Source organism: Microseira wollei NIES-4236 (genome assembly GCF_020521235.1).
Lineage (GTDB): Bacteria > Cyanobacteriota > Cyanobacteriia > Cyanobacteriales > Aerosakkonemataceae > Microseira > Microseira wollei.
In genome coordinates this window covers 1-26,419 of the sequence record NZ_BLAY01000111.1, presented here as the reverse complement: position 1 = coordinate 26,419, position 26,419 = coordinate 1, and the positions used below count along the sequence as shown (strand labels likewise).

General features: G+C 46.0%; 22 protein-coding genes. 10 read left to right on the top strand and 12 right to left on the bottom strand.

The genetic code is table 11. The features are described from left to right. Window positions 1-166 precede the first annotated feature (166 nt). On the top strand, window positions 167-2,080 hold the full coding sequence (locus tag MiSe_RS30530) for a pre-peptidase C-terminal domain-containing protein (protein WP_226587367.1): 1,914 nt from the start codon (window positions 167-169) through the stop codon (window positions 2,078-2,080). 115 nt (window positions 2,081-2,195) lie between these two features. After that, entirely contained in the window at window positions 2,196-2,714 is a 519-nt protein-coding gene (locus tag MiSe_RS30525; protein ID WP_226587366.1) for a hypothetical protein, read from the top strand. 57 nt (window positions 2,715-2,771) lie between these two features. Here the strand turns inward: MiSe_RS30525 and MiSe_RS30520 are convergent, their stop codons facing one another. Next, the gene (locus MiSe_RS30520) at window positions 2,772-3,362 is read right to left on the bottom strand and encodes a PEP-CTERM sorting domain-containing protein (protein WP_226587365.1); all 591 of its coding nucleotides are present in this window, start codon (window positions 3,360-3,362) and stop codon (window positions 2,772-2,774) included. Between the two features lie 505 nt (window positions 3,363-3,867). Here MiSe_RS30520 and MiSe_RS30515 point away from each other — a divergent pair. Beyond that, window positions 3,868-5,538 carry a C2 family cysteine protease gene (locus MiSe_RS30515; protein ID WP_226587364.1) on the top strand — a complete coding sequence of 557 codons (1,671 nt, stop codon included), beginning with the start codon at window positions 3,868-3,870 and terminating at the stop codon, window positions 5,536-5,538. A 177-nt stretch (window positions 5,539-5,715) separates the two neighbouring features. Beyond that, on the top strand, window positions 5,716-6,123 hold the full coding sequence (locus MiSe_RS30510) for a hypothetical protein (RefSeq protein WP_226587363.1): 408 nt from the start codon (window positions 5,716-5,718) through the stop codon (window positions 6,121-6,123). A gap of 738 nt (window positions 6,124-6,861) precedes the next feature. On the opposite strand, the gene MiSe_RS30505 is transcribed toward MiSe_RS30510, so the two are convergent. The 6 genes from MiSe_RS30505 to MiSe_RS30480 all read right to left on the bottom strand — a co-directional run bounded on the left by MiSe_RS30505 (window position 6,862) and on the right by MiSe_RS30480 (window position 16,155). After that, window positions 6,862-8,361: a beta-barrel domain-containing protein gene (locus tag MiSe_RS30505; RefSeq protein ID WP_307731568.1), complete on the bottom strand. Its 1,500-nt coding sequence runs from the start codon at window positions 8,359-8,361 to the stop codon at window positions 6,862-6,864. 703 nt (window positions 8,362-9,064) lie between these two features. Beyond that, complete coding sequence (locus tag MiSe_RS30500; RefSeq protein WP_226587362.1) at window positions 9,065-10,132, bottom strand: hypothetical protein; 1,068 nt, start codon at window positions 10,130-10,132, stop codon at window positions 9,065-9,067. Then, window positions 10,129-11,559: a hypothetical protein gene (locus MiSe_RS30495; RefSeq protein ID WP_226587361.1), complete on the bottom strand. Its 1,431-nt coding sequence runs from the start codon at window positions 11,557-11,559 to the stop codon at window positions 10,129-10,131. The genes MiSe_RS30500 and MiSe_RS30495 overlap by 4 nt, the downstream gene beginning before the upstream one ends. A 238-nt stretch (window positions 11,560-11,797) precedes the next feature. After that, a complete protein-coding gene (locus MiSe_RS30490) occupies window positions 11,798-13,276 on the bottom strand; it encodes a polyprenyl synthetase family protein (RefSeq protein ID WP_226587360.1) in 1,479 nt (492 codons plus the stop codon). Window positions 13,277-13,417: 141 nt separating this feature from the next. Next, entirely contained in the window at window positions 13,418-13,999 is a 582-nt protein-coding gene (locus MiSe_RS30485; RefSeq protein ID WP_226587359.1) for an RICIN domain-containing protein, read from the bottom strand. Window positions 14,000-14,220: 221 nt separating this feature from the next. Then, window positions 14,221-16,155, bottom strand: coding sequence for a DUF4912 domain-containing protein (locus MiSe_RS30480; RefSeq protein WP_226587358.1), 1,935 nt, complete (start codon window positions 16,153-16,155; stop codon window positions 14,221-14,223). Between the two features lie 777 nt (window positions 16,156-16,932). On the opposite strand from MiSe_RS30480, the gene MiSe_RS30475 reads away from it, so the two are divergent. Next, on the top strand, window positions 16,933-18,279 hold the full coding sequence (locus MiSe_RS30475) for a glycosyltransferase (RefSeq protein ID WP_226587357.1): 1,347 nt from the start codon (window positions 16,933-16,935) through the stop codon (window positions 18,277-18,279). 303 nt (window positions 18,280-18,582) lie between these two features. Continuing rightward, complete coding sequence (locus tag MiSe_RS30470; protein WP_226587356.1) at window positions 18,583-19,134, top strand: SCP2 sterol-binding domain-containing protein; 552 nt, start codon at window positions 18,583-18,585, stop codon at window positions 19,132-19,134. Window positions 19,135-19,336: 202 nt separating this feature from the next. Here MiSe_RS30470 and MiSe_RS30465 read toward each other — a convergent pair whose 3' ends face one another. Then, the gene (locus MiSe_RS30465) at window positions 19,337-20,515 is read right to left on the bottom strand and encodes an alpha/beta hydrolase (protein ID WP_226587355.1); all 1,179 of its coding nucleotides are present in this window, start codon (window positions 20,513-20,515) and stop codon (window positions 19,337-19,339) included. A gap of 246 nt (window positions 20,516-20,761) precedes the next feature. Here MiSe_RS30465 and MiSe_RS30460 point away from each other — a divergent pair, with 246 nt between their 5' ends. The 4 genes from MiSe_RS30460 to MiSe_RS30445 all read left to right on the top strand — a co-directional run bounded on the left by MiSe_RS30460 (window position 20,762) and on the right by MiSe_RS30445 (window position 25,166). Next, the gene (locus tag MiSe_RS30460) at window positions 20,762-21,325 is read left to right on the top strand and encodes a hypothetical protein (protein ID WP_226587354.1); all 564 of its coding nucleotides are present in this window, start codon (window positions 20,762-20,764) and stop codon (window positions 21,323-21,325) included. Between the two features lie 680 nt (window positions 21,326-22,005). Next, complete coding sequence (locus MiSe_RS30455; RefSeq protein ID WP_226587353.1) at window positions 22,006-22,629, top strand: DUF305 domain-containing protein; 624 nt, start codon at window positions 22,006-22,008, stop codon at window positions 22,627-22,629. A gap of 128 nt (window positions 22,630-22,757) precedes the next feature. After that, the gene (locus MiSe_RS30450) at window positions 22,758-23,438 is read left to right on the top strand and encodes a DUF305 domain-containing protein (protein ID WP_226587352.1); all 681 of its coding nucleotides are present in this window, start codon (window positions 22,758-22,760) and stop codon (window positions 23,436-23,438) included. Between the two features lie 348 nt (window positions 23,439-23,786). Continuing rightward, window positions 23,787-25,166, top strand: coding sequence for a calcium-binding protein (locus tag MiSe_RS30445; RefSeq protein WP_226587351.1), 1,380 nt, complete (start codon window positions 23,787-23,789; stop codon window positions 25,164-25,166). 51 nt (window positions 25,167-25,217) lie between these two features. Here the strand turns inward: MiSe_RS30445 and MiSe_RS30440 are convergent, their stop codons facing one another. The 4 genes from MiSe_RS30440 to MiSe_RS30425 form a co-directional block, all read right to left on the bottom strand. Continuing rightward, a complete protein-coding gene (locus tag MiSe_RS30440; protein WP_226587350.1) occupies window positions 25,218-25,376 on the bottom strand; it encodes a hypothetical protein in 159 nt (52 codons plus the stop codon). 41 nt (window positions 25,377-25,417) lie between these two features. Next, on the bottom strand, window positions 25,418-25,621 hold the full coding sequence (locus MiSe_RS30435) for a peptidoglycan-binding domain-containing protein (RefSeq protein WP_226587349.1): 204 nt from the start codon (window positions 25,619-25,621) through the stop codon (window positions 25,418-25,420). 217 nt (window positions 25,622-25,838) lie between these two features. Next, window positions 25,839-26,090: a peptidoglycan-binding domain-containing protein gene (locus MiSe_RS30430; protein WP_226587348.1), complete on the bottom strand. Its 252-nt coding sequence runs from the start codon at window positions 26,088-26,090 to the stop codon at window positions 25,839-25,841. Between the two features lie 64 nt (window positions 26,091-26,154). Further along, the coding region (locus MiSe_RS30425; protein WP_226587347.1) for a peptidoglycan-binding domain-containing protein at window positions 26,155-26,419 on the bottom strand (265 nt) is incomplete at its 5' end.

Below are 26,419 nucleotides of genomic sequence, written 5' to 3'. Positions count from 1 at the left end.
CAATGAGCAATTAGCAATTAGCCATCCATTTTTCAGAGAAACCCAGTTTCTTTACGTAAGTCCTGCTAGAAAAAGATATCAGGCTTTAAAGCAAGTCTGAATACCATCGTGCAAAATGCACGACGTGCGAATGTTCTCTCCAGATTGTTAACTGGAGGGCTGTAAAATGTTGAAACCACAAGAATTCGATCAAACTATCTCTTCCAGCGATGCAAGTACCAGCGCGTGGTCTGCTTATCAACCACAATTAGATACAGCAGTAAAACCTACAAGCGTCATGGCGGAACTGGTGGATCTCCCCATTAGTATCAGCCAAGCTAGCTTTGAGGCAAGTGTTGTACCAGATCCTGGCAGCACCCCGGCGACTGCATACAATGTTGGTACTTTGACCGCTACTCCCAGAGTGCTTACTGACTCTGTCACTAGCACTGACATAGACTACTACAAATTTACCTTGAGCGCCGCTAGCAACTTCAACCTGTCTATGACAGGAATGAGTGCGGATGCAGATGTGCGGCTTTTTGCCAGCAATGGCACGACCGAACTCAACATCTCGAACCGATCTGGCAGTGCGGATGAAGCGATTAACCACACCTTGAGTGCTGGGACTTACTATCTCAAGGTCTATCCCTACCAAGGTGCTAACACTGCCTATACTTTAAGGCTGTCTGCTACGTCGCCGAGTCCCACCAGTTCACCCAGTAACCTGCTACCGACTGAAACCAACATTGGTAATCTGATAGGTACTCGCACCTTTAGTGACTGGATTGGTAACACTGATACCGCTGATGTCTATCGCTTCAGCCTTAGTGCTACGAGTAACTTTAACTTGACCGTAGCTGGTTTGGGTGCTGATGCTGATGTACGTCTGATTCGAGATGCCAACAATAATGGCATTGTTGATGCGGTTGATGAGCTGCAACGTTCGCAAGTGAGTGGTACTCCTGCCGAATGGATTAGCCGATCTTTAGGGGCAGGCAACTACTTTGTCCAAGTTTATCAATACAGTGGCAACACCAATTACTATCTGAGCGTATCTACAGGGGATTGGTATAGTCAGAATCTCCGCGACCCAGGAATTATTGGTTTGGGGCGTCAGTTTGCTGCTGACGGTCAACTGAATCGCAATGACATGATGGCGATTTTGCGGGATACGAACGACGGTAGTGTTATTGATACTACTGAGCTTACAGACTTGCGGAAGTTTGTTAGCGATCGCCGGTCATTGATGCCAGACTACGTGTTCAACTTGTCGAACAAGATTGTTAACCCCTACGATCCGAATATCCGCTCTGGAATCGGCAACTTGGTTGGAAACGACGCCGCAACCAAAATGGAAAACCTGATCGGGAAGCACTTCTTGGGGACCTATCGTCCGACAGCAGCTAGCGGTACCACCTACAGATCTGCTAGTGGTTCTTTATTCCAAAATGGCATTAGCTATCAAGATATAGACCAGGGTAGTCTTGGTGATTGCTACTACTTGGCAGCTTTGGCGGGAACCGCCCTCCGGACTCCCAACACAATTCAAAGCATGTTTACCGACAACGGTGACAACACCTACACCGTTCGCTTCTACAACAATGGTGTGGCTGACTACGTCACGGTAGACAGGTACTTACCAACTGATGCTGCGGGAAAATTTGTTTACGCTAACCGGGATAGTGGCAAACTCTATAACAACTCCAGCAACGAATTGTGGGTTGCTTTGGCTGAAAAAGCCTACGCCCAAATGAATGAGGCCGGTTGGACAGGTCACGGCACTACCAACTCCTACGCAGCAATTGAATGGGGTTGGCCTGATGATGCCGTTCGCCAAATTACAGCGCGTAACACAGTGAGGGATACGTCCTTGACTGATAGCGATCGCACAGCTGCGATCAATGCTTTCAACGCCGGTCGTATCGTCTTCCTCAACTGGGCCGCTCATGCTCTCACATTAGTCGGTTACAACTCAACTACCCAACGGTTTACAATCCACAACCCGTGGGGACACACTGACGAATTCACTTGGAGTGAAATTATCAACGGTAAACCTGGGGAAGAAAGGTTCACTGACTGGAGTTACACAACTACCTAAGAAGCTCTACAAATAGTCTCTCTGAGAGCCTGAAATCAGGGGTGACTGAGGTTAAATTCCCTCAGTTACCTCTCTACCAAAAGATAGGTTTAAGTGAGTTGTTTAGGTGTTCAATATGGTTAGACTATTACTTTTACTGGCTTTAGCTATATGCACGGCCTGTAACGCTGCCCCTTTGGCAGAAGCTAATCATTTGCAGGTATCCCCAGTTGCTGAAACTACGATGCACTCTCCAACAGATATTTCAATTAGAAGCGTCACTCTGCTCGCTAGAGAGGATAGAATGCCTCCTAAAGGAGTCCGTCCTCAACCCAACCGAGATATTGGGTTTGCTTCTGTTTTTCTCCGGATCGAAAATCTACGCAGAGAAGACACAACACTGACGATTCGTAACGTTGAGATTCGCAATGTTTCTGATAATACATTGCAGGTATTTAGCCGCCCTCCACAAGAGATTCATTCCATACCGGAAGAAATTCGCTTGACCCCGCTAGCCAACGCTGAAATTGGCTTCCACTTTACCAATAAAACCGGATACGTTGGGCAAGATCGGGTCAGGGCAGTCGTTACTTATCAGATTGGAGAGCAAGTCAGCGTCGTGATGTCAGATCCGGTTGAAGTCAACAGACATTGATTGCAACTTCTACCTGAGAATTCAGAAGTTAGAATGATGCAGATTCTGCCCTGATTTTTACTGCTTTTGTTGGCGCTTGAATGCTGACCCTAGACCTAAAGCCCCAAAGGTTAATATTGCCAAAATCGAGGAGGGTTCGGGCACATCTGTTGCGGGGGTGGAGGCGTTGAAGTTGGAGAGGGTTACCTTGGCTGGTCCAAAAGCATTGTCAATCGTTGCAACTCGCCACCCAAAGATATCACCCGTATTGACCGAGATATTAAATATACCAGATTGGCTGGTCGAACCATTGTTATCGGTTAATTGAGTGAAGTTGCCATTCAGCAGGAATCCAAAAGGATCTAATTGTGGTGAAGAGTTAAAGCTAAAATACTCCCAATTGAAACTAACCAAACCTTGAAACAGTGCGGTTGTTGTGTAATCGGTGGTGCCGAAGACACCAGATAAATTATCGCCCCCAGTTAGTGTAATCGATGCAGGAGCGCCACTTGTGTCCACAAATCCGTTGGCGTTTGTATTCGTCAACGTAAAATTGCTTGGATCGTAGGGTGCGATGAAGGCAGCTTGGACAGACTTGGCTTCTGTAGATGCCAAGCTCAGAAAAGCGACAGTGGCAGCAACGGCTAATTTTTGGTACGAGTTGGTCATCTCACAATCCTCTGAATTTTGTCACAGCGATCGCAGGTTAGTCTCTGTCATCAAATCAACTAAAAATAGCGTTCTCAGGACTTACGCAAACACCAAAGTTTCTCGGAAAAATCTCCCAGCAAGAAACCCGGTTTCTAGGCTGGTTGTGCTTAAGTTCTGCAATCATAAGATTACCCTGCCCTCAAAATAAAAACCAGTACTTACACGCAAGATTCACGGAATCTTTAAAACAGCAACGTTTTCCCATCCTGTATCTCCCCAAACCTCAGTATTTTTACTGATTTGTTTTTAAAGATTCTGTGAAGAAATGGCACTGACTCAAGGCGCTTTTAACTATTAATTTTTAATAATTTTTAAGATAAAAAGTAACAATAAATACAGAATAAATCAACAAATTATTATAATAAAACTGAGTCTACGGTGGGGCATACCGGAACTTCCGCTTGAGTGACTAGAAAGACTCAGGCGTACTCTCTCTATACCGGGTAATGGAGGCCCCAAAACGATGTTTTTAACATCAGAGAAATTAGAATCCAACTATAGAATCAGCCCTGACTTTGCCAACTCCTCATCGGTCGGGGGGCTACTATCAGAAGCGCCGGAGGGAAACCCTGGTGAAATCAGAGATCCGTTACAACCGAGTATGGGTATTTCTAGAAGCAGTTCTGTCGATGCTGCTTCTATTGCTAGTGGGACATTAGGTAGCGCTGCGCCAACCAACCTGACGCCAGATACATGGCCTTTCTTAGTCAGGGGAAAATTAGAATCGACCGACCCAAGCAACCCGACTCGTCCCGGTTGCTTCCGCGATGACTATCTGTTGAGGGGTTTACTGCCGAATCAGGAAGTGACCGTCAACCTGAACGCTCATGTTGACCCCGCAGATTTTACCAGACTGCAATTCGATCCCTACCTGCAACTGGTGAATGCAGACAGCGGACAAGTTATAACCTACAACGATGACAGCGGTTCCGGAAGCTCTCCCTTCCACCTCAACTCCAAGCTCACCTTCACAGTACAAGAAGGCACTAACTACATTCTGCGGGTCACAAGTTCTGGTCAGGGTGGCACAGGTAACTACACCCTCAGGCTGGTAGATTGGTATGGCGAACATCTCAGCGATGGGGGAATTGTCAACTTGGCGCGTGACTTGGCAAGGGATGGTCAACTGAGTCGCAATGATGCGATCGCGATTTTTCGGAATACGAAAGATGGGGGGGTTGTTGACGCCACCGAACTGACAGACTTGCGGACATTGGTGAGCGATCGCCGATCGTTAATGCCAGACTACGTACACAACCTGTCAGACAAGATTGTCAACGGTAATCTTGCTAACCAGTGGTATACCGGCGGGGGTCAGACACACGAACCTTTGGGCAACTTGTATGCAGGCAGCAGTGCCGACCATCTGGAGAAACTGATTGGCAAGTGGTTCTTGGGAACCGATCGCCCAGCGGCAGATAGCGGTACGACCTATCAATTTGTCAATGGTTCTCTGTTCCAAAACGGTATCAGCATTGACGATGTCGCTCAGGGTGCTTGCGGTGATTGTTACTACCTGGCAGCTTTAGCCGCAGCGGCAGTTGATAAACCCCCTCTAATTCAGAATATGTTTATCGACAATGGTGACAACACCTATACTGTTCGCTTATACAACAACGGTGTAGCCGACTATGTCACGGTAGATAGGTATTTCCCAACCTACTCCTCGGGAGATCGGGTATATGCTAGTTGGGGCGGTGGCTCCTACAATGAATCGGACAACGAATTGTGGGTTGCTTTGGCTGAAAAAGCCTACGCTCAGATCAACGAGTCTGGGTGGCTTGGTCGTTGGGATAGCACCAATTCCTATTCAGGGATTTCTCTAGGCTATGAATGGCAGGCTATGGCACAAATTTCAGGGCTGACTACCACTACTAGGTGGAGTACCAATGATATGACACAGCAGGAGCTAATCGACCTAGTTAATTCGGATCGATTGCTAGAAGCTGGAGTCTTCACTAACAACTACGGTTTAGTCAGCGGTCATGCCTATGCCATTACCTCTTACAACCCATCCAATGGAACATTTCAGTTCCGTTTCCATAATCCTTGGGGATTTTACCATGCAGATTTGACTTGGGAGCAACTGATGAACACGGCAGGCTCAATCCGCATCAGTTGGACGCTCTCGTAACCAGGTTCCCTATAGAGGTTTTCCAACGAGTCCAACACATTTAAACAGGGACAAGGGAAGGGGGTTAAAGTGGTCAGAACGTTTCTCTTACTGGCTCTAGCGACCAATGCGGCTTGTATCCCTATTTTGTTCACGCCAGTTCATTCTATGCAGGTGCATTCAACGATCCAAATTACTATGCCTTCAACCAGACATGTTGCGATTAGAAGCATCACGCTCCAGGCGAGAGAAGAAATTCAGCCTCCTGTAGGAATACCCCCTCGACCGAACAGAGACATTGGCTTTGCTACTGTGTTTCTCCGGGTTGAAAATCCCAAACAAGAAGATGCAACGCTAATTATTAAAAGTGTTGAGATTCGCAACGTTTCTGATGGCGCACTGCAAGACTTTAGCCAACCTCCTCAAGCAATTAATTTAAGACCCTTGGAAAATTCTGAACTGGCATTTCACTTAACCAATAAGACTGGATACTCCGGCCAGGATCGGGTGAAGGCAGTGGTGACTTATGAAGTTGGAGAACAGTTGCTCGTGATTGAGTCCGATCCAGTTGAGGTTAATATATACGGAATCAAAAGTTCTAAGTAGCTCAACCTAATTCAGAACTTACGCACGTCGAGGCCATCACCTTTGTTTCGACCTATATCTCTAGTTTTCAAAGCAAAGATTTTTCAGAGAAACTTTGGTGTTTGCGTAATATCAAGTACGGTTACATCGGACTTGCACCCTTACCCCCAACCTCCTCTGTTATATCATGTCCGCGAGAGATCAGTTGTGTATAGTTGATTGTGCGAAAAAGCGTTTTTTCTCCCCCATCCCCTTTGCTCCCCCATCCCCTTTGCTCTCCAAACGCAACCGATGCAACCGGACACGATATAAGTCCTGTAATTATAGCGGTTTGCAGCCGTATGAGGTACACCGAAAGTTTGTGCAGGCACCCTTAAGGGCTTGTCGTTACCCAGATATCGTCAACAACCCGCCCTGCACTTAAGTGCAGGGCTAATAGCGAAAGTCCACTTAAGTGGACTAAAGAAATCTTTCGAGTCCATGACGTGGACTTTCGCTATTAGCTAGGGATTAAAATCCCTGACAAACTGACAGGGAAAGCGTTAATCAGACTCCTAAAAAAATGTGGGTAACGATCAGGTCTTCAGGCAGGGGAGTGTCAATTGGTTGACTTATATCATGTCCCTTCGCAACGGTTGTGTAACTGCTAATAGCTAATCGCTCATGGCTGCTCTGGAGGCAATTGAATTAGCAAGCGAGCAATTAGCAATTAGCAATTAGCCATCCATACACTACCGATACCTCAGGACATGATATTAGTTACCTCACGGAGAAAGCCTCACTAAACCGGCGCGTAACTGGCTCGATTAAGAAAGTCAGGACAGATTTCTGGCGCGTGACAATTTCTCCCGTAGCTGCCATGCCGGTAGTAAACGCGACTTCTTGACCCCGAACTTGAATTGAGTGTTGATTGAGTCTGATTCGGGTAGGAAAAACCATGCCTAAGTCCTTATCAACAATGGCATTCGGACTAATTTGCATCACCGTGCCGTCAATCGTGCCAAATTCCTGAAACGGAAAAGTTGCCATTTTCACCTTGGCTTTCATCCCCTGATGAATAAACCCAATATCGCGATTGAGGACTTTCACTTCTAGCACGAGTTCTTCGCCTTGGGGCAGCAGGGAGAGCAATTCTTCACCGGGTTGCACGGGGCCTTTTGTTGCTTTAATGCTGTAAACTGTTCCGGGAATCGGTGCTTGAATAGTTTCTAATTCTCGTTGTTTCTTAGCCTGTTGTAGTTGACCTTCAAAAGCTGCTAGTTCTTCGCTGCGTTTGTTGAGTTGGGTGATGATTTCGCTCTGGCGTTCGGAAGCTAAACGAGCGGCTTGATTGCGAGCAGCTTGATAAGCTTGTTCGGCTTGGTTAATTTCTTGCTGTTGGGCAGCGATATCTTTTTCCAGGGAGGTTACTTTGTCTTGTGCATTAGTGACTTCATTTTGAGCTTTGGTGATGTTGTCTTGCGCTCTAGTAACCTCGGCTTGAGTTCTATTCACTCTATCTTGCGCTTCCAAGTAATCGAGTCGAGGGATAGCACCTTCAACGACTAAAGTTTTTAAGGCTTGTTCCCTTTTTTGAGCTAGTCCCAGACTGGTTTCTACATTTGGCAAAATGCTTTTGGCGTTGGCGAGGTAGGTTTTGGTGTTGTCTAAGTTAGTTTTAGCGTTGACTAAGTTTTCTTCCAGGCGAGTTTTTTGAACTTTGGCGGCATTGATAATAGCAAGTTGGCGATTTGCTTCTGCTATGGCAGCAGCTTGACGCGCTTCAAAGTCGCGGATGCGAGCAAATAAGAGCTGGTCTTGCAGCATCGTTCCGGCTGTTTTGGCTCCCGTTCTTTCGGCTTCCAAACGTCTGATGTCTTCCCGAATTAGCTGGGCAGATTTGGCGAGGCGGTCAACTTCAGCTTGGGGTAAAGCTGGGTCGCGTTCGATTAAAACATCGCCTTTTTGGACGCGATCGCCTTCTTTGACGAACACTGTGCGAATGATTCCTTCACCTAGCGATCGCACTGGTCTTACCGGCGCCGAGGGTATCAACTCTCCTGGCGCGACGGCTACCTCATCCACCAGGCTGAAATGCGCCCATGCGATCGCCCCAATTATCAGCAAGCTAATGCTCCCCGCTAACAATCGTGCGTACAAAGGCGGTAACTCTTGCACCGCCTTACCCAGTTCGTAAGACAGTTGCTGTTCTGGCTCAACAAATTGCTGTCTGGTCTGGCGAGCTTGAACTGGGGAAGATGTTAGAGGTGTTTTACTCAACTTTCACACCTCCAGGCTGGCCTTTTTATGCTTTGATAAATTACCTGTTTTAATTCTAACGTTTTAATTCGGTTCCGGCTCGATTTCTTATTAGTTTTTAACCGTTCCTCGATGATTCGCTCTTCAAACAAGGGGAACATCGACAATGATGCCAGGGCTGAAAAACTGCTAAGTAGGTGCAGGTAAATAAAGTGAAAATAGTTATGTAAGCGCGGGGCGGGCGGGACGCCCACCCCACAATAATTTCAGCTCTCTTGTGGGGTGGGCGTCTCGCCCGCCATTGTGGTGAGTTTATTTATATTCACCTACTTAATAGCTAATCGCTAATGGCTGCTCTTTTGGCAATTGAAAAGCTCGCAATTAGCAAGCGAGCAATTAGCCATCCATACACTACCGATCTCTCGCGGACATGATATTACATACTCGCGAAGCCAACCTTCTCTTTGTCCAAAGTGCAATTCATATCGTTGACCGTTGCATCGGAATTACGACCTGTATGTAAAATTAGCAAGCTTGCAATTAGCAATTAGCAATTAGCAATTGGCAAGAAAGGCCGATCATTCCGATGCAACCGTATTTGATATCATAGAAACTTTGGTGTTTGCGTAATTCCTGTTACACTTACCTAGTTTCAGATTGAACGAGGCACAGAGGACGCAGAGGTAAGAGAAAAGAAGAGGGAAGAAGGTAAAATTAGCATCCCTCACAAGACATATTCTCCATAAATTAAGCCTTTTGCTTGCAGCGTTTCTCCGGGAAGAAATAAGCTGACTTCGAGGCTGCCTGTTACTTCTTCAATGAAGGTGTATTGGCGGTCTTGGTTGTCGGGAACTACTAGCTCTATTGCGGTATCAAAATTGACGTTTAGTAATAATCTCTCTTGTAGATCGGTGACTTCGACTTGCAAGGTTTGGGGGACTTTTATTGTGCGATCGCTAAACAGGGAAGCCATGTTTCCAGGTAGGCGCACGGGTAATATTGCGTCGCGGGACCAGTTCCAATTAATGCGTAAATTAGAACCGAGAAATATTTTGTATAATTCGTTATCTATATATACAAAAATGTAGGATAAGCCTTTGAGGGAATGGTCTTTGTTGCTGGGTTGGTCCAGAACTAGGGTTAATTTTCTGCCGTCTTCGCAAGTAGCAAAGGCGACAAACCATTCCCAACCAATATCGTCTCCCCAACGAAAGCGCCCAAAGTTGCGATCGTGATAGCTATACCAATTTGGTTCGATATTGAAGTTTTGCCCGCCTACTGATAATTCTCCTGTTAGTTGCAAACCGGGTACTATACCCCAGCCGATGAAACCTGTGCCGAAAGGCGAATCTTCTGTGACTAATAAGGGTGCGGCTTGGGCTTCTCCTTGCAAGCGAATCGATAATTGCATCCTTTGATCTTGGACTTCTATTGTTGAGTGCTTGCCGTTAATTTCTAGCAAGATTCCTGCTGCTTGAATCCGCAAGGGATTTCGACGCACCATGTCGGATTGCCATTCTAAGCTGAAGGCTGTACCGAAGGTTGGTAAACTCGCATCGATTTGGTATTCTGGGGCAAGTTGTTCGTTGGCTATGTTGACTAAAAAACTTACTTGAATTTCTCCTTGTCCTGGTCTGCCGCTCAAGGTAATGTTGACCAGTATTCGCACTTTTCCCTCTCTATCTAATAGGACAAAGTGATACCAATCTTTCCAGTCGATGGGGGAGGCGGGGTCATCTAATGGGATGCGTAAGGCTTCAACGCGGGCTAGTAATTGTTCGTCGATGGTCATCTTTGTAGCGATCCTCCTTCTGGAAAAAGATTGCCTTTTTTGGTTTGTTGGGAAGGTGTTGGAGAGGGGAGGGGGGTTGTGCTTTGATCCGAAGCGATCGCGCCCAATACACCACCCATTCTTGGCGATACTACCCCTAGTCCCAAAACAACGCAACTAAACCAGCGTTTTGCATCCATACCCATCGATTCTACGAAGGCGTCTGCCGTCGCACCGCATACAGAAATTTCACTTTTCATCTCACCTAAAAGCCATTGTTCTGCCATTGGCAGCAAACCACCTTGACCGATTTTAGTGCCAACTGAAGCGTGATAGGCTGATGCGGCTTGGTGAGTTATGGTTAGCCAACGGGGGACTTGTGCGGCGGCGAAAGCTAGTACTCCGTTGTTAAAGAAATCGGTTTGGTTTAACTGCGCTAATAATGCCCTCCCGGCTTTGGTTTGTCCGTATTTGTCGCCTTGAATGCACAGTATGAGCAACAATTCTACTACTAGCCAACGGGCTGGAAGTTTATCTAAATCTGGTAGTGCAAAGATGAAATTGTTAGCGCTTTCGCCGTTCAAGCTTTCCCCAGCAGCAATCTCTTTCAATTTATTACCAATTCTCGGGTTGATTTGCCCTATTCCTAAAAGTATTCCCGCCAACCAATTTTCGGCATATCTTTCTTGTTTGGCGATGAAAACTTCTGCTTTTGTTCCTGGTGCCAGACTTAACAGCCATTGTTCCCAAATATTGACTAAGCTATGACCGCCGAAGATGATATTTGTAGTTTTGAGGCTATCGGCGATCCAGTTGGGAATTTGCGCGGATGCGAAAGCGATCGCTCTATTTTTAAACCAGGCAGTTGTCTTTAGTCTAGCAAGTAACTCCGCCCCCGATTCTCTTTGGGCGTATTCCTCTCCTTTCTCACATAAAATCGCTAATAGTTCCGCCGCCAACCACCGCGATGGCAGTTTATCTAGATCCATCACTCCTGATATCAAACCAAAACATCCCGCTGTTGTTTGGTCTACGGCGGCGGGCAACAAGTTTCTCCCAATCGAAGTGCAGGGTAAAGTCACTGGCAAGGAAACTTCGACCGTTTGAGCTTGCTCTTTTCCCCATTCTGGTGACACAATTTCTATTGAGATGGGAATCGCTTCTTCAACCATTCCCGGAAAGCGTAACCAACTTTTGATACTCTTTCCTGGTGGCAATATAAAAGGTATTTTTACTGTGATTTTTTGGTTAAACTTTTCCTGATATAGATAGAGATAAGGGGGTTGAATGCTGCTATGCATATCCAGAACTTCACCGTTATCTACCACCCAATCATCTAGGGTTGGACGGAACAATAATTTTTCACTTATTTGGCTATCAATTAACAGGTGGATAACCAATGTTGACCCTGGATTAACTTTTATTTTCAACTGGGGATAGCCACTCATTAAATTTCTCTGATTTTACTACTTCAGGACTTAGGCAAAGAAACAAAGGTGATACGACAATCCTTGGTTTGGCAACCAGATATCAATGAAGAAACAAAGGTGATGCGACAAGGTTTGGCAACGAGATATCAACAAAGAAACAAAGGTGATGCGACAATCGTGGGTTTGGCAACGAGATATCAACAAAGAAACCGGGTTTCTGACCTCGTCGTGCGTAATTTTTGTACTTTTCCGGGCTTCACACATTTCGATAGATTACATAGTTGATTAGTTCTTTAATAAATCGACCGTCGTGGACTGGGCATCCCCATTGTTCTTCGGGTCGTAGGGCGGTTGAGGGTCGAATAAAATCTAGACTTTCAAAAATTTCTTCTGCTTTTTTGGCTAGCGAGCGCGCCACTTTCCACCCATGTTCGATACTACCACACAGCTGCATTTGTTCCATAATAAATGCCAGCTGGTCTGGCGTTTTTTTCTCTCGGGGTAAGGCTAAAATTTCTAATATTTGCTCAGCGGCTTTCCCACTGTGTGCCAAAACGTGATTTAGCATTAACGTGCGTTTCCCTTCGTAAATATCTCCCCCAATTTCTTTTCCATATGTTTCTATTTTCCCCTGCAAATTCAACAAATCGTCTTGAATCTGAAACGCAATTCCTAAAATCATGCCAAATCGAGTTACCCCCGCCAACTGTTTAACCAAATCCTTCCCACTTGCTGATGGATGTCCGACAATCAAACCAATTCTGCAGGGAGTAATAAACGTATACCAGCAAGTTTTTTTGACGCACATTTTAAAATAGTCTTGGTCGGTTAGATTTGAGGCGTTGCTGGCTACCCAATCTAATTCCATCGCCTGTCCTTCGACAGATTGCTGCGCCATGAACTCGATTTCATGCAGCACGTTTAGCGCTTTGGCAACTCCGATTCCTGATAAATTTTCTAACAATAAACCTACGGCTAAAACGTTTGTTGCATCGCCTACATTAATCGCGCGGGGAATGCCTATTATTTCGTGTAAAGTTCCCTTACCCCGTCGCGATTCTGACCCGTCTTCGATGTCATCGTGAATCAGAAAAGCGTTGTGATAAAGTTCTAAAGCCGCTGCCGATGTCAACGCATCTTGTCCCATTCCTCCCACCGCTCTCGCGACGCTGATACACATCGTGGGTCGCAACATTTTGCCGATTCTGAATGGATAATCCGTCAACAATTCATACAATGGTTTATAAGAACCTGTTATATTATTTTTCTGCTCAACAAATTCTTTAATTTTTTGAACTACTGCTATCCGGGATTCCTCTACTGCCTCGTTGATAATTTGATTATCATACTTCAATTCTTCTCTTGAAGTTGCTGGGATTTCCCCCAACTGAAGGCTTTGTCTTGACTGGTTATTTAAAGCGATCGCTAACTCCCCTTCCACTGAGTTTAACTCGCTTCTGCCGCTCTGAGTGCTATTCTCCTCAACCTCTTCCCGCCTAGCAGTCAGCCGAGACGATATATATTCGTTTTTGCTCTTGTTGCTTAGATTGACTTCTACAGCGACTAAGGGTTGGTTATGCACTTGTTCCTTTGGTGTCGCCGTGACGATTTTAATCGCTTCATCACCTGGTGGAAGAAGTAATTTTGATTGACTTACCCCATTGCTTTTAGGTTTGTACGTTAACCAAGTGAAGAAGCCGAAATATATCGCAAATAAGAAAATTTCAAGCAGCATTTATTTTCTCTATTTTTCTACAAATCTAATTCCTTTATCCATCAGCCTTTGGTGTTTTTTGCTACTCTTGAAAACCGAGGGGTTTTTCTTGAGCGCCTATATATCCAAATTTGTAGCATCGAGCGCTCCTCCTATTGGCTATTATGTCGATAAAGGTTCTGCTAAACCTTCTGCCGGAATCGGCACAAATTCCCATTGCTGATTGGGCGTTCCGTTAGTTTCATTCACTTGGTACATTACAACCGGGGTAAAAGGCTCGTTCATGCTTCCTAGAATATCCAGCACTAAGCCATTGATCTCACTTTTAATCAAGCCTTCTTGACTATTTGTCCATTGCTGGTTCGGCGTACCGTCACTACCGTTTACTGGGTTAACGACAACTGGGGTAAAAGGTTCTGTGTTGCTTGCTTGAATATCTAGGACGAAGCCGTTGAGCCTACTTTTTATTAACCCATTTCCCGTAATTTGCCATTGCTGATTAGCTGTACCATAAGTCCCCTGAACTGGGTGAACTACAACGTTTGCATTAGGTTCTGGGTTGTTGCCTGCAATATCCAACACCATGCCATTGAGCTTACTTCTGATTAAATAGTAGCCAGTCCTACTACTTGATTCCTCTGACCTTGATGCCTGCGACCTTGATTCCTGCGACTCGGCACTAGGCACTGTCGTTTTTGCCTGTTCTGTCAGCTTTTTTATTTGATTCTTCAAAAAGTTTAACATAATATCTTCCTCGTTTTGGATTGAACAATGCTGGCCAATAATAACTCGTTCCTGTAAGTTTGGTCAGAGGGTCGGTAGATAAAGTAGGCTCGTAGGATAGTTAACCCAAAGCCCTACTTTTCTACCAATGTCATCATACCAGAACCTATAAATTATTAGACTCGGCGGACCGATTGCCCCAGGGAACTTTCGCAAGTAAATCAAGAGCTTTAGCTTTTCCACTACTCTTGGTGCTTAAGCGCCTGTATTGACTCTGGGGGTATTTCCCAATAGGCGTAGACGTTTTTGCGGTCTTGCAGCATCATAGCTAGGACGACATCATCTGTGGGAATGCTTTTGGCAACCCGCAGCTTTCCGGATCGAGTTAATGATAACCAGTTTCCTGCCTGGGTGAGCAATCCCAACTCGACGATATAATCCCGATTCTCCGCTGGTAGCGCCAGGAGGAAATATTGTTCGTTGGGGTTACAGTCGAACTGTTCTATGCCAGCAAGTGAGTGTTGTTCTGAGTCTGGAATGTCGGTGATATCGTACAGCCGCAACACTAGCTTTTCTCCCCCTTGGCGTTGTAAGGCTTCGATTTGCCTTGGGTCAATTTCCCAATAAGCGTAGGCGTTTTTGCCGTCATAAGGTACTAAGAATAGACGGCTGTGGGATGGCGCTGGTGCGCGGTACGCGGCTTCCCCATTGCCCTTGCTGCCATCTAGGGCGAAGATATTGCCTGTGGGGTAGTTATTGGTCACCCGCACCGCCCCAGATCGAGTTAATGATAACCATTGCCCTGTCTCGGCGAGCAATCCCAACTCGACGATGTAATCTCGATTCAGGGCTGGTAAGGTGAGGAGCAAATATCGGTCTTGGAGATTACAGCCGAATTGCTGTAGGCAAGGAAGTGGGTGATGCGCCCCTTGTGCGATGTTTGTGATATCGTACAGCCGCAACAGTAGCTCTTTTCCCCCTTGGCGTTGCAAGGCTTCGATTTGGGCTGTGGCAATTTCCCAATAAGCGTAGGCGTTTTTGCCGTCATAAGGCACTAAAAATAGGTGGCTGACAGCAGGCGCAGCAGGTAGGGCAGCTGGTGCGGCTGCTGCCATCTTAGCTGCTGATGATGCTGCGAGCGCTTTTCGATTTTTTAGCCACAACCAAAGCAATCCTCCCAGTGCGGAACTCAAGAGCAGCCACATCCACCAAGGTATTCTCCCGTCTAACGTCGCCGTTTCTCCACCCCTGGGGGATATGTCTGCAACTGTCTGATCCGGTGCAGTTGGATCGGAAATGGCTTGTTTGACAACCTGCTGGTTCGATGTATCGGTTGCATAGCCCAAAAACCATTGGACTGCGGGGTTGGGAGTTTTCCCTTTGTAGACGTAATACAAGGTTTGGGAGAAAGGATATTTAGGATTGTCGGGTAAGACTCCGTGCATCGGCAGAATTCGCACGTTTTTCCGCCCCAGTACTTGGTCTGCGATCGCATAACCAATTCCGTTTTTCCCCAGATGCTTAATAACTTCTGTCGTACTATCTTTCCCGATCTGCTCAGCGTTTGATCCTGTCTTAAACCCACCCGTTTGGAAAACTTTGTAGCTTTGAAAAGCTTTTCGAGTATCGCTATCAGCGGGACGGTCGATCAGCCTAACTATCCCTGGCTTACCCCCAACCTGGGACCAATTCCTAATTTCTCCGCGGAAAATCCGCGCAAATTGGTCAAAGGTCAAGCTTTTATTAAAGGCATTATCTGGCCCTACCACGAGCGCAATCTTTTGTCTGCTCAAGGGAACTTGCACCAGTCCTTGCGCTTTTTCTTTCTTGGTTAAAGGACGACCGATCGCAGCTAGATCGATTTTTCCCTCTACCAGTTCTTTTAGCGCCCGATCGCTTCCTTGCTCGGAAACTTCCACTTTCGTACCGGGAAACTTTTGCTCAAACCGCTGTTTCAGCGCTTGGTTAACTCTTTTCATGCTGCTCGATCCATCCACCCGCACTGTTGTCTTACCGGGTACATCTGCCGGCAACGGGAAAGAGGTTGGTGCTGCCGCTTTAGCCACCACCGGCTTGAGCATCCCCGCTGCTGCTATTGGCTTTGGCGTCACAGCTAATAGAGCCAGGAATATTCCCAACGAGATCGTATTTTTCTCTTTGTTGCCGAATGTAGCCATAATCAATAGTGCCGAGCCTTTTTAATTTTTCCTTGGTATTCTATCCTCTTTTCCATCCCGTTCCTTCAGAATTACAATGCTTTCTGAAATATTCTACTCTATTTGCTATTTATCTCTCCACTAGCTGCTAATTGCTAATTGCTAATTGCTTATGGCGAGCGTTATAAATCCTATATTAGCCCTTAGCAATTAGCCATTAGCAACGCCGAATTTAATAGCTAATATCTAACAGCTTATAACTATTTTTTTGCCTACTCATATACCCATTACTTACGCCAATAACCCCGTTTTCTAGTTTCCTAACTGCGTAATTCCTGATACCATTCCCCCTGATTGAGCCATTAGCCGCCCGTTTTATCTCCCTCGCCACTATATTTCTTTTCTTTTTCTTGGTACAGCCGATCTTTTTTCTATTCCTTGTTTCAAAATCGCTTCTCACTATATAACCTCTCTATAGATAAAAAATATTTTGTAATAAAAGTTTACAGAAGGGGAGAAATCGCTCAAAGGCTGGGAATCTATGGCGCTCAATAACAGGCAGGAAAAGCAGGAAAAGTAGGAAAGGGAAAGTTAATAAAGATACAACTAGAGAGTTAATATGAAAAGTTGTTGCTAATTAATCCAGGACTTACGCAGGACGAGGCCAGAAACCCGGTTTCGACGGTCGTTCGCGCCAGCTAGGGTATGCATATCTCTCGTTCCCAAACCAACGATTTTTGGGAGAAACCAGGAAGCAAGCGCGTAAGTCCTGTAATCTTCAAATAGGGGGAGCAGAACGTGATAAATCAGCAAGCCAAATTGGGATCGAGTCGGAAAAACGGCAAAAAAACGAGCAAATATTATATAGCGATCGCCACCTTTGGCTCGTTAGGAGATGTTTATCCCTACATGGCGATCGCAAGGGAGTTGCGGCAAAGGGGACATCGTGCGGTGATTGCCACGAACCAGATCTATCGCCACCTGATCGAATCTGAAGGCATTGAGTTTCGCGGCATTAGACCTGACGGGTTAATCAACACAGAAGAAGAGGAGTTTATCGGGTTGCTCCCTTACAACCAGCAGGCGCTTGACTACGGTGTTAGTTATCTGATCGCGCCCCATTTGCGGGCAACCTACAGCGACTTGGTGGAATTGGTCAGGGAAGCCTCACTAGTGGTGACGCACCATCTTGCGTTTGCAGCAATTCTGGCGGCTGAAAAAACTGGAACTCCCAGGGTATCCGCTGCCCTATCACCGGCTTCGTTTATGTCGGTGTACGATTGTCCCAGTCTTTCACCTTCAGCGACATCTGCTTTTGATCGCGCCATGACGCTAATTGCCAACGATGGCATGTATCGCTATTTCCGGTGGCAGGCACGGTTTTGGAGCGCACCGATGCGGCAGTTGCGGGCTGAACTCGGTTTACCGCCTTCAGGAGATCCGTTTTTTGAAGGTCAGCATTCACCTGAGTTGGTGCTAGGGTTATTCTCGCCGCTTCTAGCTGCTCCTCAACCAGACTGGCCCGTTCAAACTCGCGTGACTGGGTTTCCTTTATACAACTACCAAGAGCGCGAAGGTTTGTCTCCCGAATTGGAGCAGTTTTTGCAAGCTGGGCCGCCCCCGATTGTCTTCACTTTAGGCTCGTTAGTGGTGTGGACTCAAGGGGACTTTTATTTAGAGGGAGCGCTCGCCGCCCAGCAGTTAGGCTACCGATCGGTCTTGCTGATGGGAAAGGAGGCAGATCGCATAGCTTCTCACCAACTACCTTCGGGAGCGATCGCGGTAAAGTACGCCCCCCACTCAGCAATTTTTCCCCGTGCCGCAGCGATTGTCCATCATGGTGGGGTGGGAACAACAGCGCAGGCTATGGGTTCCGGTAGTCCCATGCTGGTAGTTCCCTGCGCTTACGATCAGCCAGATAACGCCGCCCGCTTGGTGCGATTGGGGGTAGCGCGTACGCTCGACCGTCAGCATTGTACGGCAGATCGGATTGCTGCCGAACTCAAACATCTGCTGTTTGACCCCAGTTATGCAGCCAAAGCTGCCGAAATCGGTCGTTCGATCCAAGCAGAAAATGGTGTCTCTGCTGCTTGCGATGCGATCGAAACTTATTTAGAGAAAGCAGTAGAAAGGCAAGGGAATTGACAGAGCGATCGCGCGCCGATTATTTTTCCCATCGGCGCTTCTACCAACTTGCAGCATACATCCTCATTAATTTCCTATTTATTACAATGACATCGTTTCCAGTTGCATCAGAATTACGACCTGTAGTGGCAATTAGCAATTAGCAATTAGCAATTAGCAATTACCAAGAAAGGCCGATCATTCCGATGCCACCGGATTTGATCTGACATGCTGCTGCAAAAATCATAAAATTGGTGTGCAAGGCATCCCCTTGAAAGATAACCGCTTGTAGTTGCGATCCCTGGTAATTTGATTGTTTTTTTTATGCAAAGTCAATCCTTTGAACGCCACGCTCAATTAGCTCAATGGCTGCACAGCCTAGTAGAAATCCTGCGCACTACTGGCGGTGCGACTTGGGAAGCATTGGTAGAGACAGTAGACGGAAAAACTGCCATCATTGACCTAGATGGGGTTGTGTTGCGAGTGGGTGCTTCTGGCGGCGAACAACTCCAAGTCGAGAGCGCATATCCGGTGGCGCAAACAAGCGTCAATTTTCGCAGTAACAGCGCAACGCTGCGAGATGCGATCGCAGGCAAATTGACCGTAGATGCAGCAGTAGTTTCCGACAAAATTTATCTGCGCGGTAACTTACAAGACTTGCTGGGAATCCACCAAATCGCCAGCGGAATTTTAGCCGACAGTGCGATTAACCCCCAGTTGCGGCGTTTGTGGGCAGAATTCGACCAATCTTGGTTCCATCCCCCTTCTTTACCCCCTTGCCTTGCTCTGGAACAGCAAAGACCCAACTCCGGCGATCTGATCCGCCAAGTGCCGGAAGATGTGCTAGCCATTCAAGTTGACCTACCAGCAGATTAAGCCCCGTTTTAATCTCATATCGTTGACCGTTGCATCGGAATTAATCCCTGTAGGAGCAATTAGCAATTAGCAATTAGCAATTACCCAGAAAGGCCAATCATTCCGATGCAACCGGATTTGATATCATATGATTTATCACTAGCAACTTGAGTTAATAGCTTAAACCTAGGGTGCGTAAGCGTTGCGTAACGCACCGCCACCGCTAATAGGGAAGAGGCGGTAGATCGTCGGCTGGATCGTAACCGTTCATGTTACTGGGATTAATCTCACCCTGGGTGAGAAAGCGAAATGTTTCCTGGTACAAATTCTTCCAGAAGTGGTTAGTCATCCCCTGGCTAACTTCTCTTGGATCTACCATCGGGTGAGGTACAAGGTCACTCGCTTCATACAGATAGCAGCGATGACCCTTAGCTTCACCCCCCAGAGAATTATAAAATTTCTGGAGTACCTGGTTATCCGTAGCGTCATCATGTTCTGTCAGCACTAAACAGGTGGGAATATTCTTTAAAGCTTGCAGGTTTTTATCCCTGCGGACAAATGCACCAAAGCGGTTAGCCGCAGTTAAACAACCTACCGGAAAACTAACATTTTGCTCCCAAGAAAATTGTCTCAGGTCTAATGGCCCGGTTAAATTAATGTATCGCTCCAGGATTTCATTTTCAACCTCCAACAAAGGAGCGTAGGCGACTACCTTTTTAATCCGATTCGGTCGCGATGCGGCTAGTCCCAAAGCTACCGCGCCTCCGACGGATAATCCCACCGTATAAATCGCTCCTGGCATTGCATCCAATTCTGCCAAACGTTGTTGAGCGTCATGCAGGTAATTCATATGGGAAGAGGTGAAATAGCGATTGAAATCTCGGTCGTTGTCACCCTCAATCGCCAATATCATATCCCCCATATCGGGAGATAATTTCAATATCCGAGTAACCAGGGATAGCATCTGGCGTTTCTTTAGTCGCTGAAATTGCCACAGGCTATTACCGCTACGATTAGAGAAAAAGTCCGCTAAAACCGGATCTTTCCGTACTCTTTCTCGCAAAGGTTCAAAATATTCAGGCTTTAGATCGATTTGGGGCCAGTAATTATCGGGCGGTAGAAAAGCATGACCAGCAAGAGGAATTTGATAAATATTGAAGTCGTTACGAAATAGGTAATCTGCTAATATTTCCATCTGCTTTGGCTTGGCAGAAAAGCCATGAAAAACCATCACCGTACCGCGAATTGGTTTCCCCGGTTGGTGAATTTGGTAATAAGGGCAGGCACTTTCTCGCTTGTTTGGGTCAGCCCACCATTTGAGAAAATAACTTTCAATCGCTTTTTTGGTTTGAGCGATTTGTTCGTCAGTTGGAGTGATGCGGATATCTGAATTATTTGTCATAGAGGCTGCCTTCAGGTAATTACAATCTTTAAGATGTAGCTTATAATTTTATTTATATACATAAAATTATAGTAACAAAATTTTACAAATTTAAGGTATTTTTATCGGTTTTACATATTGAAAATTGTAAATCAAGACAGCAAGATTAAAACATTCAATAGATTTGAATCTACAACAGCAAAAGTTGAGAGCAGCTAAGTTGGAAAACTGGGTCTTAAAGCAAACAATGAGAACAGGAAAGAACTTATGGGCAATCAAGTTACATCCTCTAAAAGCTCATCATCCGGGACTGAGCCTGCGACTGTTATTGACATAGATGCAACGAGCAATAACAAAACAAATCCAGTCACCCGGTTCTTCACAGCAGGAACGTATGAAGTCACGGCGATCGGCGCATCACAAGGGGGAAAATATGATGCCTGGAGTCTGTGGAATTTTACCACCGGATGCGACGAAAAAGGAGAAAACTGTATCACCGGGTGGGTGAATGAATATAATATCGCAGCGCGTGAATTTAGCATCAATGTTCCCAGTACGGGAAAATATGCAACAGCGGAACAGGCGCTTGCTAACGCTGAAGGTACATCCTTTACCTTGATATCAGATGGTCAAGTTAACTTTTTTATTGGCGACGACTTTCTCTCAGATAACCGTGGGGGAGTGTCCCTAGCGGTGAAAAAAATTCGCCAAGCTGAGGCTTTCCCGCAATTCACATCAGCTTCGTGGGTTCTGTTAACGATAATTTCTCTTACGGTAATCGTACTTTGGCTCGTGGTTAGCGTGGTTACTGCTAACCATGCTGTCGGATAAAAAATTGATTGTTGCGTTATCCAACAGGTGGAAAGTCCATCAGGAATATAGAGTCCCATTGATTTTATGTTGCTCCCAGTAACCTTATACTGGGAGCGTTTTGCATAGGACTTACGCAAACACCAAAGTTTCTCGGAAAGATCGTCCCTGGGAAACTAAAGATCCCAAAAAGAAACCCGGTTTCTCGGAAAGATCGTCCCTGGGAAACTAAAGATCCCAAAAAGAAACCGGGTTTCTAGGATCGTCTTGCGTAAGTCGTGTAATTATTTGAGAACTCATCCAAAATCAGCCTTGGTTAAAGTAAACTTTTATTGCGATTGCTAGACTCTCCTGTTGACTGGAAAGTTTAGTTTATTTACTTACATCTTGCACCACAGGAGGCAGATCCTCCAGGATCTCGTTCCCAGGTTCAACCTGGGAACGAGAATACTGAGGATCTGCCTCAAGGTGCAATATCTGAGTTTACAAACAGCCCATTCACCAGAAGAGCTTGCTGACTCACAACTTACTCAAAATTTGAACCTAATATTAAAAGAAACAGGACTGAGGCAAACACCAAAGTTTCTCTGAAAAATAGTCGTTTTGCAACTAAATATATACCCAGAAACAAAGGTGATACTATCTTCTTGCGTAAGTCCGGAGAAAGACAACCAATCGATTTCTTAAATGAGGAGGAAACTATGAGTAAGAAAGTGATAATTTACACATTGATGAGTCTATTAACCAGCAGTGGGATTACAGGAGTAGTACTTGCCAATGGCACGTTAGCTCAATCTTCAAGACAAAATTTACACCAGCAATTTGCTCAAGTTACCCCTCGCCAAAGAGGGATGATGACTCAGGCAGATCGCCATTTCATCGAAATGATGATTCCCCACCATCAGGGAGCAATAGACATGGCAGATCTGGCTTTAAGCCGCGCTAAACGTCCTGAAATCAGAAGACTGGCCCAAATGATTAAAAGAGATCAAACTCGCGAAATTCAGCAGATGCGAACCTGGTATAAAGCTTGGTACGGCACAGAAGTTCCTGCTACCTCAATGGGTGGTATGGGAATGCATAGGCATGGGGATATGATGGGAGATTTAGAAGCGCTGAGAAATGCTTCTGATTTTGACCAAGAATTTATTCGTCAAATGATTCCCCATCATGAAATGGGTGTCAGAATGTCCAGGAGGGCGCTGAACCACGCTACTAAACCGGAAATTCGCAACCTCGCTAATTCTATTATCAAATCTCAAACAGATGAGATTAACCAAATGCGGCAATTTTATCTAGCTTGGTATCGGCGATCGCCTGACTAATTTACCGTTATGTTATCGGGAATTATGCAAGTTACGCGATCGCTAACGCACCCTACATATGGTGTGATGGTGCCGTACTCCGCCGAAGAGAGCACCCTACATATAAACTTTTCTGAATAAAGTAACCAATGAAGTCTTTTGTTACCGGAATTGTCATAGTCTCAACCTTATTTCTGGCTCAAAGTTGCTCGTCAAAAAGCACATCTCAAAACCCAAGTCAAGTCACTACTCCAAATGCAACTATTGCTGGCAATAAGGTTGAAGAACATCCGGGGCATGGAAGCAGTGGGAATCACAGCATGGCGATAAATTTGGGGCCAGCAGATGCCGACTATGACCTGCGGTTTATTGATGCGATGACACCGCACCATCAAGGGGCAGTTTTAATGGCTCAAGAAGTCCAGCAGAAATCTAAACGCCCTGAAATGAAACAATTGGCTGACAACATTATCAAAGCTCAAAATCAAGAAATTGAGCAGATGAAACAGTGGCGGAACAATTGGTATCCGCCAGCTGGAAATCAACCAATGGCTTATGATGCCAAAATGGGTCAAACGGTGGCGATGTCTCCCGAACAAATGCAGAGTATGATGATGTCTCAAGATTTAGGATCTGCCGATGAAACATTTGACCAGCGCTTCATCGATGCGATGATTCCTCACCACGAAGCGGCGCTAACAATGGCTCAAGATGCTCTTAAAAAGACCAAGCGTCCTGAAATTAAGAAGCTAGCGCAAGAGATTGTAACTTCACAACAAAAAGAGATCGACCAAATGCAGCAGTGGCGAAAGGCTTGGTATAAGCAGTAAAGGCGATCAATGAGCTTGAATCCTATTCGTATACCGCTGAATTGATGCCTTTGAAGAGTTAGCGATCGCCACTGTGGTGAAGTGAGCGCTCGCTCAACTTTTGTAGTGAAATTTTAACTGGAAGCGAGTTAATCGATCAGCCTGGTTTAATCTGGCCATGTAACTTTTTGTAAGAATTTGCCAAACAGGTAACAATGCTAACTTGAATCATGTTTTAATAATTTTAGGGAGCGTGATGAATTTGGCTAGCTATAATAATTTATTTGTTGTAGAAAAAAAAGGTATAACAGCCTGATTTGCTTAAAAAGTCTTGGCAGCACAGTTAAATATTTACAGGTATAAAACATCATGGTTTCTTTAATCGGCACTTTGATGGATGACTACCTCCTTGGTACTCAAGACGATGACATCATCTCAGACCCTTATGGTAATGACACCATCTTAGGCTTGAGAGGCAACGATACCCTCGACGGTGGCCCTGGCAGCGATCTCCTCGTAGGAGGCAGCGGCAATGACTTGATCTCTGGTGGATCTGGCGCTTATTCCGATCGGGACACCCTCGATGGCGGCTTAGGCAACGACACCCTCAGAGGCGGGTATTCGATTGCTAGCAACCTGATCAAGGGTGGGGCTGGCGATGACTTGATTTATGGTGGTATTGTGTCCGGGGTTGAAACCCTCGAGGGCGGCTCTGGCAACGACACCCTCAAAGGCGTCAGCGAGATGGCTCAATTCTTCTCTGACGGTGGCGCTGAAATCCTCGATGGCGGATTTGGCGACGACCTACTCTATGGGCATTATCGTTCTACTCTGTATGGGGGACCGGGCCAGGACACCCTACATATCTTCGTCAACTCTGGATCTGCTTATGGCGGTTCTGGCGATGACATTCTGAGCAGCGACTATCGCAGTGACCTTCATGGCGAACAAGGGGATGACTCCCTCAATGGCGGGGGATTCAATGACAATCTCGACGGGGGAACTGGCGATGATACCCTCAATGGCGGGCAAGGTTTCTTCACTCGGGCGGGTTTTGTCCCAGGAGGTAGTGACATCCTCGACGGTGGGTCAGGCAATGACCTCATCTATGGCGGACAAACCTCTAGCGCCAGCAAATTATACTTTGGCGACACGCCAGAAGAGCAAGATACCCTTTATGGCGGGTTTGGTCATGACACCCTGAAGGGAGAGGAAGGTCGCGATCTTCTCCAAGGCGGAACGGGCAACGATCTGCTCTTCGGTGGAGGAGACAATGACATCTTCTACATCGGTGAAATCTATCCCATAATTATCGATGGCAATGACACCATTGAAGCAGGAGCTGGCAATGACACCCTCTCTGGTGGAGCTAGCAATGACCTCCTGAGTGGGAATCAGGGTGCTGATAGTTTCTTGTACGGCACCAACAAAGCTTTCAACACGATCGCTATCGGCGTCGATACCATTACTGACTTTAAGGCAAGGACAGACACAATTGTTCTGAGCAAGACAACTTTTACTGCTTTGACCACTGCAATGGGTGATGGTCTTGCAGCCGATCAGTTTGCACTTGTGGCTGATGACACAGCTGCTAGTGTCAGTAAAGCTCTCATCACCTACAGCATAGGTACTGGTAACTTGTTCTACAACCAGAATGGAATTGGTGATGGCTTTGGAGACGGAGGCCAATTTGCCACACTACAAGGTATCCCGAAATTAAATGCTACAGACTTCATGCTGATTGCCTAGTGCTGTAGGTAGTGAATATTAGTTTGAATCAGAACGGCGATCGCTCACCTTTTAGAGAGCGATCGCTGTGCTTTTAGGATTATCTTTGGTCAGCCAGATCCGCCTACCAATTACAGCGGCTTGCAGCCGCGTCAGGTACAGCGAAATCGCTTTGTTTGTGTAGCGGCTGCCATTTTTGCTGCCGCTACACAAACTTTCGGTGTACCTCACTCATTTGCAATCCGCTGTAATGATCCTACCGATTACCTTTATTAGTTATCAGCCAAGGCATTGTAGGTTTTAGACCCAACAATCCCATCGACCGTCAACTTATATTTCTTTTGGAAATCTTTCACTGCTGCTTCTGTTTTTGCCTCGAAAATTCCGTCAACTTTAAGGCCGTACTTATAACAGTTTAGAACCTTTTGCAGTATTTTGACGGCTAGACCAGTGTCATTTTTACGCAGCGTTGGCATGTTGATAGTGGCAGTTGCTTCAGTCAGAGTTGGTTCCTCTCTAAAAAATTGGTTTTTTCTACTCTTCTAAAGTCATCTCGATTGCTAGGTTTTTACAGTAACCTATAGGGTAATTTTAGCAGGTAAAAAATAGCATGAAAAAAAAGAGCGATCGCTCTCGTTAAACAAAAGCGATCGCTCTTTTTTTTAACCTCTACTTAGGGCAGATTGTAGCTGATTAGCGCTTACAAGCACTACCCAAAGCCCGCCAGGTATTTTTAGCGACAACTCCATCCACTGTCAGTTTTTGATCTTTTTGGAACGCTTCCACAGCCTTCTTTGTGGATGCATCGAACTGGGCATTAAATGAATTAGCGTAGCCATAACAGATCAGCAGCTGTTCTAGGAAGCGGACGGCTTCACCAGAATCACCTTCTTTGAGAACTGGCATGTTGATAGAAGCAGCGGCGGGTTCCATGTTAGCTTGCATGGTTAATTTCTCCAAAAGTTAATGCGTGGTTGACCAGAATTCAAACAGGTTGTTTAGTAGCTGATTAGGGCTTACAAGCACTACCCAAAGCCCGCCAGGTATTTTTACCGACAACTCCATCCACTGTCAGTTTTTGCGCTTTTTGGAACGCTTCTACAGCCTTCTTTGTGGATGCATCGAACTGGGCATTAAATGAATTGGGGTAGCCATAACAGATCAGCAGCTGTTCTAGGAAGCGGACGGCTTCACCAGAATCACCTTCTTTGAGAACTGGCATGTTGATAGAAGCAGCGGCGGGTTCCATGTTAGCTTGCATGGTTAATTTCTCC